At 37.4% G+C, this 13,163-nt stretch carries 7 protein-coding genes; 6 read left to right on the top strand and 1 reads right to left on the bottom strand.

Annotated elements, in window-relative coordinates; all coding sequences use genetic code 11:
* The first annotated feature begins 119 nt into the window (after positions 1 to 119).
* Complete coding sequence (locus ACFIMX_RS00535) at positions 120 to 1,652, top strand: YifB family Mg chelatase-like AAA ATPase (protein WP_375617482.1); 1,533 nt, start codon at positions 120 to 122, stop codon at positions 1,650 to 1,652.
* Positions 1,653 to 1,663: 11 nt separating this feature from the next.
* Here ACFIMX_RS00535 and ACFIMX_RS00530 read toward each other — a convergent pair whose 3' ends face one another.
* Positions 1,664 to 2,569 (bottom strand): transporter substrate-binding domain-containing protein, encoded by a 906-nt coding sequence (locus ACFIMX_RS00530; protein ID WP_375617481.1) that lies wholly within the window; start codon positions 2,567 to 2,569, stop codon positions 1,664 to 1,666.
* A gap of 1,255 nt (positions 2,570 to 3,824) precedes the next feature.
* Between ACFIMX_RS00530 and gyrB the strand changes: the two genes are divergently transcribed.
* The 5 genes from gyrB to ACFIMX_RS00505 all read left to right on the top strand — a co-directional run bounded on the left by gyrB (position 3,825) and on the right by ACFIMX_RS00505 (position 12,843).
* Positions 3,825 to 6,257, top strand: coding sequence for a DNA topoisomerase (ATP-hydrolyzing) subunit B (gene gyrB / locus ACFIMX_RS00525; RefSeq protein WP_375617480.1), 2,433 nt, complete (start codon positions 3,825 to 3,827; stop codon positions 6,255 to 6,257).
* A gap of 117 nt (positions 6,258 to 6,374) precedes the next feature.
* Positions 6,375 to 7,157: a bifunctional demethylmenaquinone methyltransferase/2-methoxy-6-polyprenyl-1,4-benzoquinol methylase UbiE gene (gene ubiE / locus ACFIMX_RS00520; protein WP_375693889.1), complete on the top strand. Its 783-nt coding sequence runs from the start codon at positions 6,375 to 6,377 to the stop codon at positions 7,155 to 7,157.
* 2 nt (positions 7,158 to 7,159) lie between these two features.
* On the top strand, positions 7,160 to 8,746 hold the full coding sequence (gene ubiB / locus ACFIMX_RS00515) for a 2-polyprenylphenol 6-hydroxylase (RefSeq protein WP_375608982.1): 1,587 nt from the start codon (positions 7,160 to 7,162) through the stop codon (positions 8,744 to 8,746).
* Positions 8,747 to 8,814: 68 nt separating this feature from the next.
* A complete protein-coding gene (coaBC, locus tag ACFIMX_RS00510) occupies positions 8,815 to 10,236 on the top strand; it encodes a bifunctional phosphopantothenoylcysteine decarboxylase/phosphopantothenate--cysteine ligase CoaBC (RefSeq protein WP_375617478.1) in 1,422 nt (473 codons plus the stop codon).
* Positions 10,237 to 12,123: 1,887 nt separating this feature from the next.
* A complete protein-coding gene (locus ACFIMX_RS00505) occupies positions 12,124 to 12,843 on the top strand; it encodes a sulfate transporter family protein (RefSeq protein WP_375617477.1) in 720 nt (239 codons plus the stop codon).
* Positions 12,844 to 13,163 lie beyond the last annotated feature (320 nt).

The following is a 13,163-nucleotide window of genomic DNA, read 5'->3' as shown; positions in this document are numbered from 1 at the left end:
ATGCTAAAAAACTGCCCACGTATATAGTTCTCTCTATAAAAAAAGCTATAGAGATGCTTCTTGATTTTTATAAATAGATATGATTGTCTCTACCAAGTCTAAAGGGGGAAAATAAATAAATGATCGCACGTATTACAACTGTTGCTTTTCGCGGTCTAGAAGCAGTCCCTGTCGATGTACAGGTTATGATTTCGTCTGGTAAAATAGGAATGGCTATTGTTGGATTAGCTGATAAGGCAGTTGCAGAAAGCCGTGAACGTGTACAAGCAGCCCTCCACGCTTGTGGACTTTCTATGCCTACTAAACGAATTACGATTAATCTTGCACCAGCTGATTTGCCTAAAGAGGGATCGCATTATGATTTGCCAATCGCTGTAGGCTTAATGCTTGCTATGGGAATCCTCCCTCCCGAAGTAGCTCAAGACTATATCATTTTAGGAGAATTATCACTGGATGGTTCACTTACCGCTGTTAATGGTGTTTTACCAGCTGCCATGACAGCTTTATCACTCGATAAAGGACTGATTTGTCCCTTCCAATGTGGACCTGAAGCAGCATGGGCAAATGCAGAAATAAATATTCTTGCCCCAGAAACTCTGCTCACTATAGTCAACCATTTCAAAGGAACCCAAATTCAAAAACGTCCACAACCGCGCCAATATACTATCGAAACTGGACTTCCAGATCTTTGCGAAATCAAAGGACAAAAAACAGCCAAACGTGCCTTAGAAGTTTGTGCTGCTGGACGCCATAACCTTTTGTTTGTAGGTCCCCCTGGTGCTGGAAAATCTATGCTAGCGCAACGCTTACCTTCCATTTTGCCACCTCTTGATAGCCGTGAGCTTTTAGATGTCTCTCTGATTGCTTCTATTACAGGAGAAACGGTTCATAATACCATTTCACTTCATTGCCCCTTTCGTTCCCCACATCATTCTGCTTCCATGGCCGCAATGATTGGTGGAGGGCTTAAAGGACGACCAGGAGAGGTCTCCCTTGCTCATAATGGTGTGTTATTCCTTGATGAATTGCCTGAATTTTCTCCACAGGTTCTTGATTCTCTTCGTCAACCTTTAGAAAGTGGGGTGTCAGTTATCGCCCGCGCTAATCACCATATTAGCTATCCTGCTCGCTTCCAACTTATTGCCGCAATGAATCCTTGCCGTTGTGGTATGGCAGGCGAAAAAGACCATGTTTGCCCTAAAGGGATACGCTGTCAAATCGATTATCAGTCCCGTATTTCTGGTCCTCTGCTTGACCGAATTGATTTACGGATTGATGTCCCTGCTTTGACGGCTATGGACCTTATGCAACCAGAACAATCAGAAAAAAGCTGTGACGTTGCCAAACGCGTCGCACGGTGCCGTACCATTCAAGCTAAACGTTTTTCAACAATGGGGTTTGATCATATTCGTACCAATGGCGATTGCCCTGCCAAAATTATAGAACAGATTGCCATTCCTGATAAAAGTGCGACCATACTCTTACGAGATGTGAGTGAAAAAATGCACCTCTCTGCACGCGCTTATCATCGCATTCTCAAAGTTGCACGCACAATTGCTGATCTTGACGGATCAGATACTCTTTCACGCTATCATCTCGCAGAAGCTATTTCCTATCGACTAGGCGCAGAAAGATTAACAGCCCTTAATTAAAAAACTACTCATCAATAAAAACTTATTGGAAAATAACGCAAATAAAGTTCTGTAAGTTTACCATCCTCTTCTAGAGATTTCAGCGCATAATTGAGTATATCAACCAATTTTTCATTCTTTTTTGCAACAGCAAGCTGCATTCCTTGCCCCAATAACTGTGGCGCCATATATGCCCCCCCAACAAAATGGCAGCAATCAACAGATTTTTGTTTTTTGAACCATAATGATAAAGCAAATCCATCATCAAAAATAAGGTCAATTTTACGCTCTTGTAATGCTTTATAGAGCTCTTCTCTCTTTTTAAACCCTTGCCATTTGGCTTTAGGAAAATAATGTTGAAAGAGTTTTTCGTGAACACTTTTAGACAAAACACCACTGGTTAAATGTATCAATTGATCACTTATTGGCTCATCGAGATTTAAACGTCGAGAAGCAACAAATCGCGCTGGAAAGCGCAAATATGACTTTGTAAAAACAAGATCTTGCTGGGTTTTACTTGTTTCTTTTAAACCCGCAATAATGACTTCTGCACCACCATTTTTAACATGTTCTACAAGCTCTTTCCAAGGAATCACTTCTATTTCACAAAGCTTCTCTAATTTTAATTTTGAGCAAATAGCGCGCAATAAATCGATATTATAACCTGCAAGATACCCCGATTGATCAATAAAATTAAAAGGAGGAAAATCAAAACTTGTTACAAAACGCAAACGAAAGATATCCGTTGTATCAGGTTGTACCAAATGTTCATGCGAATCAAAAAAAGAAGGCAGCCTTTCAGCTTCTGCGTAAGAGGAAAATAGAACCCCCCCTGCTACAAATAAAATACGAATAAAAATATTGTATGGATTATTGAATAAAAAGTACTGTAAACGCAATTGAAGATGTTTCACATATATAGATTTTTTTATTTTCAAAATCTCTCCCCCATTTTTCAAAACTAAGATACAACACTTCTTAACTATTATCTAACGCACTTCACCAAAATATCTGGCGTTTAATAAATAAAATTCTTGCTATTTTTGAAACCATTGAAAATGCTTAGATTTCTGATGTTAATTTTCCAAAATGAATATATAAAAAGTAATTTTAGAGAAAAGCGATTTAATTTTTTAATATAAGAAATAAGCTGTATATACTTTAGTGGTACACTTTATTTTATCAAAATATCCCGCGTACCTTAAAATATTAAGACCATTTCCTTGCGTATCACAACCTGGGAAGTATATAGATACTATTGAAGAAAAGAGTAAAAACACCCCTCAAATGCCGAGGGTTTTCTCAACATTAAGGTTGCACCAACATTTAAGAGCTGAAAAATAAAATGATGATTCTGATTTGCACTTTATTGTCACGATGGGAAAGATGGGGGACATAAATCTTGTAGTATTCACAGGGTATTTTGCGTTATACTATTCAAATATCGTTGTAAAATGAGTTTGGGAACATTGAGAGATGCTCCTTAAAAAAGCGCGTGAATAAACAGTACAATGGCGTTTTGTTTTGAATGAGCGATGCAACCTCACCAGAATACAAGAAACAAAAGCGTAAGATAATGCGTCATTACCCTCATTATTCAAAAACATCACCGTAAGACGTTTTTTAAATTGTAAAGTTGAATATAAAGATGATCGTGGAAACATGTTTTTACATTTACGCATTTATATTTTCCTCAAATGAAGCTTTTTTCACATTTTAAAGATGACACAAACCAATATACATAATATTTTCGCCTCAATCTAACATACAAAAGTTTGAACTGCTTAGAGAGCTCGCAACTTTTGTTTTAAATATATGGTAGAATTAGGATTGAAAAATTGATTTATGGATAAAACAAGTGAGACCTTTATTAGTGTAACACAAAATGCATAACTAATTCTGAAACAGAACGTATATGCAAAAATAAACAAAGTAAATAGCATCGTTTATGAAACAGCTTTTTGTATAAGTCATAAGTGTTTATTCGCCTTATATCACCGCCCTAGTGTTTTACAGCATAACAGTACACTATCATTTTATCATTCTCTCCATTATATATCGACAGATATTGAATCTAGATCTGATATACGGTAAATATTTAATGTGGTTATTCCATAAATAACTGATCAGAACATTGAGCTTTAAAAAAAGCGGATAAAATATTGTAAATTGAACACAGGAATGGACTAACTTATGAGTGATGAAATAACCTCACCAGCACAAAGCAATAACTATGATGCCGCTTCTATCAAAGTTCTCAAAGGTCTTGATGCTGTACGCAAACGTCCTGGTATGTATATCGGTGATACTGATGATGGATCGGGGTTACATCATATGGTCTATGAAGTTGTAGACAATGCTATCGATGAAGCTTTAGCCGGTCATGCAACTCTTGTAAACGTCACACTCCATGCTGATGGTTCTTGTTCTGTTCGTGATAATGGACGTGGAATTCCGACAGATATCCATCCAACAGAAGGTATTTCTGCAGCTGAAGTTATTATGACACAGCTTCATGCCGGCGGAAAGTTTGATCAAAATTCTTATAAAGTTTCAGGCGGATTACACGGTGTTGGCGTCTCTGTTGTGAATGCATTATCCGTTTGGCTTAAATTGCAAATCAAACGCAATGGTAAAATTCATGAAATATCATTTACCCATGGGGTAGCTGATGCTCCATTAAAAGTTGTTGGCGATTGCGATCAAGAAAGTGGAACAGAAATTAGATTTTTACCAAGCTCTGAAACCTTTACTATGGTTGAGTTTGATTTTGAAATTTTGGAGCGCCGCTTACGGGAATTAGCCTTTCTAAATTCTGGGGTTTATATTCTTCTTGTTGACGAGCGTCATGCTGATATTAAATCCGTTGAATTGCATTATGAAGGTGGATTAATAGAGTTTGTGAAATATATTGACCAATCAAAAAAAGCTCTGCTTGATACTCCTATTTATATTGCAAGTGAAAAGGATGGTATGAGCGTTGATGTTGCCCTGTGGTGGAATGATTCCTATCATGAGAAGGTCTTGTGTTTTACCAATAATATCCCTCAGCGTGACGGTGGAACGCATTTGATAGGTTTTAGAAGTGCCCTTACACGCCAAATTAATGGCTATGCTGAATCTTCAGGTATTGCTAAAAAAGAAAAAGTGAACTTAACCGGTGATGACTGCCGTGAAGGATTAACAGCTATTCTTTCTGTCAAAGTTCCTGATCCAAAATTTTCTTCACAAACAAAGGATAAGTTAGTCTCTTCTGAAGTGCGCCCTATTGTTGAAAGTTTGGTCAATGAAGGTCTTTCAATATGGCTGGAAGAACATCCTCATGAAGCAAAACTTCTCATTAGTAAAGTGGTAGAAGCTGCAACAGCACGTGAAGCAGCACGCAAAGCACGTGAACTCACAAGACGAAAAGGGGCGCTTGATATCACTTCTCTACCAGGAAAGCTTGCCGATTGCCAAGAACGAGATCCCGCAAAATCAGAAATCTTTATTGTCGAGGGGGATTCGGCTGGCGGTTCAGCAAAAAGTGGGCGCTCACGTCAAAATCAAGCAATTTTACCCCTTCGTGGAAAAATCCTCAATGTTGAACGAGCACGTTTCGACCGCATGCTCTCATCTGATATGATTGGAACACTTATTACAGCTCTTGGAACGTCTATCGGTAAAGATGAATTTTCACCGGATAAATTACGTTATCATAAGATTATTATCATGACAGATGCGGACGTTGATGGAGCCCATATTCGTACTCTGCTGCTCACTTTCTTTTTTAGACAAATGCCCGAGTTGATTGAACGTGGACATCTTTATATTGCTCAGCCTCCTCTTTATAAAGTGTCGCGTGGAAAATCTTCCCAATATATTAAAAATGAAGCAGCGTTTGAAGAATTCTTGATCGATACTGGATTAGAAGAAACAACGCTTGAGCTTTCAACGGGAGAAGTTCGTGCAGGGGCTGATTTGTATCAACTCGCTAAAGATGCTCGTATATTACGTCAACTTTTAAATGGTCTTCATACCCGTTATGACCGTAATATTGTTGAACAAGCAGCAATTGCTGGCGCTTTTAATCTTGAAGTCTTTGCAACACAAGAAAAAGCGCAAAAAATAGCAGATACTACAGCACACCGCCTTAATCTGATTGCTGATGATATGGAACAAGGTTGGAGTGGACAATATACAGCAGATGGAAGTTTATGTTTTGAGCGTATTTTGCGTGGTGTTAAAGATGTTGTTACGCTTGATGTGGGACTTATAAATTCAACTGATGCACGCCAAATTGATCGCATTTCCCAAAATTTTATCGACATATATCATCCTCCTGTTCTTTTACGTCGCAAAGATAAAACAGAGCGTATTTTTGGTCCTATGAGCCTTTTAGAGAGCATTTTTACAAACGGTAAAAAAGGTGTTACTCTTCAACGTTATAAAGGTCTTGGGGAAATGAATGCTGAACAACTTTGGGAAACAACGCTTGATCCCAATGCACGTTCTCTTTTACAAGTAAAAATTAATGATGCAACCGATGCAGATTCACTCTTTTCTCGTCTCATGGGTGATGAAGTTGAACCTAGACGTATTTTTATTCAAGACAATGCCTTAAGCGTTGCCAATCTTGATATCTAAAGGTACTCTTCTGTTTTTGGCTGTGTAAACGTCGTAGTTTTATACGTTGTTTTTTCGTAGTTGAACATTCCCTCTCTATTTCTTTACGATAAAAGAAAAATAAGGAAGATCATATACATGGCAATTGAAACAAAACGTGTAGGAACCAAGGGTGGCATGGAGCACTCTTTTGGTTTTACAAGAGTAGATGAAACACAAAAACAATTCATGGTGGATGGTGTGTTTCATTCTGTTGCTGAAAATTATGACAAGATGAATGATATCTTATCCTTAGGGCTACACCGTGTGTGGAAAAATTCCATGATTGCTTGGCTTTCCCCACCAGCACTTTCTCATTGGAAAGTTCTTGATGTCGCTGGCGGTACAGGTGATATTGCTTTTCGTATTCTTAATGCTTCACGCCAAAAAGCCCATGCTACGGTGCTTGATATTAATGGCTCAATGCTCAGCGTTGGCAAAAAACGCGCACAAAAAAATGGTCTTGCCCCTCTGATTGATTTTGTTGAAGCCAATGCAGAAAATCTACCTTTTGAAGATCGAAGCTTTGACGCTTACACGATTGCTTTTGGAATTCGCAATGTTCCTCATATTGATCAAGCTCTTAGAGAAGCTTTTCGTGTTTTAAAGCCCGGTGGACGTTTCTTATGTTTAGAATTTTCAAATGTCGAGATGCCTTGGCTCGATAAAATTTATGATCTTTGGTCTTTCCATGCTATCCCTAAGCTGGGTCAATTTATCGCAAATGATGGCGATGCTTATCGTTATTTGGTTGAATCTATCCGCAAATTTCCTAAGCAAGATGATTTTTCCCATATGATCAAGCATGCGGGGTTTTCGCGGGTATCGTACCGCAATCTCACCGGTGCGATTGCAGCGCTGCATTCAGGTTGGAAAATTTAAAAATGGTGCAAATTTCCCCTTACTTTCAATTGATGCGTGCAGGATGGGTTTTAACACGTGAAGGTGTTTTAAGTGCTCTTCCTCATGATGATCTTCAAGGATTTCCAGCGCTATGTCATCGTATAGCGAGTGCATTAGCACGACGTAAAACGAAAAAAAAACAGCGATCTGAAAATATTTCATATGCCATTAATAAGCTTGGACCCTCTTACATAAAACTTGGTCAATTTCTTGCAACAAGGCCTGATATTGTCGGCCGTGATATTGCGGAAGATTTGTCACAACTACAAGATCGCGTCCAAACATTTTCTTGCACCGCCGCTATTGCTCAAATTGAAAGTTCTCTTGGTCGCTCTATTGATGATTTATTCGTAAATTTTTATCCCCCCATTGCCGCCGCTTCTATTGCTCAAGTTCATCCAGCTGAATACAGTGATGAAACTGGCCATAAGAAAAAATGTGCTGTAAAAGTTATTCGTCCCAATATCAGAGCACGTTTTTCTAAAGATCTTAGAGGATTCTATCTCATTGCTCATTTGCAAGAGCGCTATATCCCTGCCTCTCGAAGGCTTCGTCCTGTTTGTGTGGTGGATACTTTAGCACAAACAACACGGCTTGAAATGGATTTACGCCTAGAAGCAGCAGCTATATCTGAAATGGCTGAAAATATTCAACATGATACAGGCTTTCGGGTTCCACGTATTGACTGGGAACGGACAGGACGTAATGTTCTTACAATGGAATGGATTGATGGTATAAGAATATCCGAAACTTCCAAACTCAAAGAAGCAGGATTTGATTTGAAGGCGCTTGCTATTACGCTTATTCAATCTTTTCTTCGTCATACACTGCGTGATGGTTTTTTTCACGCCGATATGCATCCTGGTAATTTATTTGTAGATGAAAAAGGATGTATTGTTGCTGTTGATCTAGGCATTACAGGAAGGCTTGGCAAAAAAGAAAAGCATTTCCTTGCTGAAATCCTTTATGGCTTTATTACCCGCGATTACCATCGAGTTGCACGCGCCCATTTTGAAGCAGGTTATGTTCCTTCACACCATAATATTGAAAGCTTTGCGCAAGCCAACCGCGCTATTGGCGAACCAATTCACGGACAATCAGCACAAAGCATTTCCATGGCTAAATTGCTCACTTTATTGTTTGAAGTCACTGAATTATTTGACATGCAAACGCGACCTGAACTTTTATTGTTGCAAAAAACGATGGTTGTTGTGGAAGGCGTTGCCCGCACATTAGACCCCACTTTTAATATGTGGAAAGCTTCTGAACCCGTTGTCAAAGAATGGATTAGTAAAAATTTAGGACCCGTAGGCGTTGCAAAAGACTTTAGTGAAGGAGCACAAGCTCTCCTTTCGCTGGCACGCAAAACACCACAATTGGTTCAAAATTTCCAACGAATAGAAGAAGATTTCAATCAAATGAGAAAAACAGGTTTTAATCTTTCTCCTGCTACCCTCAAACAACTTGCTGTAGAACAAAGTCACAGAAACCGTTATGGTCGTTATAGTCTTTTCATCATTGCACTTTGTTGCGCTTGTCTTACTTTTTACTTTTTTCATCTTTTCTAATCTCCTTAATATGCTAAAAATATCAACAATGAAATCATTGCAATCATTTTATTTCTTGGAGGTATTTTATGGCCAGTATTACCATTCGTAACCTGTCTCCTGAAACCAAAGAAGCTTTGCGCATACGCGCCGCGCAAAATGGTATTTCTATGGAAGAAGAAGTCCGGCGCCTTTTGAGCAATCCCTCTCTTCTCACCACACAACCCCTTCATGCTAGCGCTGTTGAAATGCAATCATTGAAATCAAAATCTCTCCTTCTTATTATTGGTGGAAGTATTGCATCCTATAAAGCACTTGATTTGATTCGCCGTTTACAAGAACGTGGAGCACATTTAAAAGTTGTGATGACAAAAGCAGCGCAAAAATTTATTACGCCTTTAGTCGCTGAAGCTTTAAGCGGTGGTACTGTATATACTGATTTATTTTCACACGAAGAAGAACACGATATCGGACATATCCGATTAGCACGTGATGCTGACCTGATTATTTTAGCTCCTGCTACAGCCAACCGTATTGCAAAAATAGCCAATGGCATAGGAGATGATCTGGCTAATTGCATTCTTTTAGCGGCACGCTGTCCACTCTTGATTGCACCCGCTATGAATCCGTCCATGTGGACGCATCCAGCCACTATTCGCAATGTTGCACAATTGCGCGCAGATGGCGTTCATATCATCGGACCAGAAATCGGAAATATGGCTGAACGTGACGAGATGGGATATGGACGCATGAGCGAACCTTTAACTATTGTCGCTACCATAGAGAATCTTTTGAATGTGCATGAAAAACCTCTCTCTGACCGCCATTTCATCGTTACCTCTGGCCCTACTCATGAACCAATTGATCCAGTGCGTTATATTGCTAATCGGTCTTCAGGTAAACAAGGTCATGCCATCGCAACCGCTCTTGCACATTTGGGTGCAAAAGTAACACTTATTTGTGGACCTGTTAATCTCGCAGACCCACAAGAAGTAAAAACCATTCATGTTGAAACAGCACAACAGATGTTACAAGCCGTTCAAACCGCATTGCCTGCTGATGGTGCTATCTTTGTTGCCGCTGTTTGTGACTGGCGCAGTCAAACGCAGTCTTTACACAAAATTAAAAAGAATGCTCATAAAATACCACCATCCCTTCATATGGTTGAAAATCCTGACATTTTAGCAACGATTGGACACGCTCCAAACCGCCCCTCATTGGTCATTGGTTTTGCTGCTGAAACATGTGATATCATTGCCAATGCACAAAAAAAATGTGTTGAAAAAGGAGCTGATTTCATTCTTGCTAATGATATTTCTCTTCAACTAGATGGTACAAGTGTCATGGGCGCTGATACAAATCAAGTTTATCTCGTAAGTAGAAAAAAAGTTGAACAATGGCCCCATATGAGTAAACAACACGTAGCGCAAAAATTAGCAAACGTGATTGTATCATTTTTTGCCCCCAAAATACCTACTCCTCATGAGGAAAATATACCCCTTTGCAAATAAGAACTCTTCAAACGCGTTGATATTAAAACACCTTATAAAATAGAACTGACAATAGGTGTCTATCCATCTCAATTAGTATATAATATTTCTGGTTTATAATGATAATATCGCATTGTTCATATTAAATTAGAATCCCAAATATCATAAGATTCTCTCATTCCCAATCTCTCTCATGTTGAATCAATAAAAATCATTTTCTTGCACGTTGTAAACAAGGATAACTGTATGAATACAAAACGTTTCAGAAAGAACTAAAAGCGCTTATAATGGACCGTCTCAAGAACCAAGGGCTTGTCTCGGACAAACACTGAGGATGATGGTGCCAGCGTGCTCTTTTTATTAAGCGTAAAGTTAGTGATGCCCTATAAGTTTTATATTATTCACGAGAGCTTTACCCATATACCATTCACAAACGCTGTTGCGAAATGGGTGTGATGAGCGTTGGGAAATGTTTTTTTAAAAAATCCTATCTCACCCTAGCCTTCATAAAAGTAGGATCTATTGCACCACTGTCTCGCCAGCTTATAAAAAAAACAAGCTATCATTCACTTTGGCTACCATCAATTTTGACAAAGCTCTTGTAATGGATAAAATTTATAAAAAGCATTTTCTTTCTTCAATGTTTTTATCCACATATCGGTCATATTTATGATATGCAAATAAATGATTTTGATTGTTTCATGATGAGAGCAGCTAATGAGAAAATATGAAAACTTTATTTTGAGCTCTTATTCGCTATGAAAAATAATGTATAAATCAATGATATTATAATATCTCAATGCAATTTGAAGCATATCTCACACTGACGCTTATAAAGAGTGTAGACAAAATTCACTGCACCACTGTCTATAAGTTTATGAAACTGAAGCCTTTATTATTTTTCTCAGTGATCGGTCTTTAAAATTAAATGTGTGTGTCCTCTCTCCAGAATACCAAGACCACAAAAACTAGAATTTTATCCATGATATCCTCACATTGTGATGTTTCATGAGAAGCATTTTTATTCCTTTATTGAAAGCTTTGTATCCATACATTGGTCTCGCCTATAATGTGTACGTAAATAATTTTTTGATGTTTAATAGAGTCTTTGAAATTAAAGAATATTTCTATATTTTGGATTCTTATTCAAGTTGAAAATGATCAATTCTCTTCAATAAATTAGTGGTGTTATTATCTAAAAATTATTTGATACAGTGCACCACTTGTATGAAAAGTGTTTCAATGAATTCTTACCTCATTGCACTTATAGCTTTTAAAATTCAAAATCTCATCATTTTTAAGCATCCGTGGTTTCTCCCTTTCTTTGCTTCTTCTCAAAAAACTGCTCTTCTATGGGATCGGACGGTCAATCGCCTAAGCTTATTTTTTCCACTTCTATCATATTAATCATTCTGTTGCCCAAAATTAGAATATCTACGGAGCTACTACGTTACCCCTATTCCATTGAACTCATTTTTTGAAAGCGAGAGACAAAAGCATGCCGCCAAATAGTAGAAAAGTACAGAATTTTAGGAATTGTGCAAAACAATTAAACACTTAGATAAACGAAGTTAGATAACTCTACTGAATAAATAGAAGTAAACAACTTTTCTCCAAAATAGTTCTTATTCCTTAATTTTTTAAATATATCATATAAACGCAATAATCTACACTATGTATAAAAATACTAAAAATTTCTTCTACAACAGCTACTTTTTAAATTCTTCTTTGTTTTTAAAAATCAAAATTTCTATTTATTCAAACTTTATTTTTAACAAAGAAACCTTAACTGTTTTTTATAATGTTCTTGAAAAAAAATCTTGTAATTCAAAGAAAGAAAAAATTACACTGTACATACTTTAAATATATTTCTTGTTTTTTTTGCTTCTTTCCTTAGTTTGTTAATCTATGATTTTTACTGCTGCTTATCGTGCTTTACAACGTCTTCTGACCTCGCAATATCGTATTATGATACTGAAAGCATTGGGGGTTACTTTTTTCATTCTCACCATTTTATGGTTATGTGTGCACCAACTTTTTGTGTCTTACTTTTGGCCCTGGATTGCTCAAATTCTTCCTGGACTCCCTAGTTGGGCGGGATGGATTGGTTTTAGCATGCTTATCATTTTTAATCTTGGTTTGGCTCTTTTGTTGGCTTTTTTTATTGCACCGATCTCAGCTATGATTGGTGGTTTTTTCATTGACTCTGCTGCTGAAATCATTGAAAAAGAGGAGTACCCAAACGAGCCTATTGGACAAGCTTTGCCGTTTCAGCGTTCTCTTATCATTTCTTTTAAATTTGTTATTTTAAGCCTTCTTGGTAATGGAATTGCTTTTATTTTATTCTTCATACCAGGTATTAATTTAATTGCTTTTTATCTTATTAATGGTTATTTGCTCGGTCATGAATATTTCTTGTTTGCGGCTTACCGTTTTCGAACAGAACAAGATGCCCGTGCTTTTTTACATACTCATTACACAACGGTTTTTGGCGCAGGATTATTGATAGCGCTTTTTGTTTCGATTCCAATTCTTAATTTAGCAACACCGCTTTTTGCAGCTGCCTTTATGACATATTTACACAAAATGCTTTCCCAAAAGACCATGGCACGCATTACACAAAAATAGTGTTCCTTGACTTTAAGGTTAATAAAACTTGCCAGCCAAAGAAAGCATAATATAAAATTTTATGCTTTATCTTTTATTAAAGCAATATATTGATTTATAATGATAACTTATCGTTTCACAACATAAGTGAAAAACCTAAATATTATGAGGGTTTCTCATTTTAATCCTATTCATATTGGGTCAATTGAAATCGTTTGTTAATATGTTATAAACGGAGGTGGTGTGCGGATAAAAGTACTTTCAAAAAGGCGTGAAATATCTTTGTATGAATCCTCTTAATGCAAACATTATCGTCGTATTGAAAACTGAAAAAGAATATG

The sequence above is a fragment of the Bartonella sp. AD24XZML genome (assembly GCF_042196485.1).
Taxonomy (GTDB): Bacteria; Pseudomonadota; Alphaproteobacteria; order Rhizobiales; family Rhizobiaceae; genus Bartonella.
This window is presented reverse-complemented; position numbering and strand designations above follow the sequence as displayed.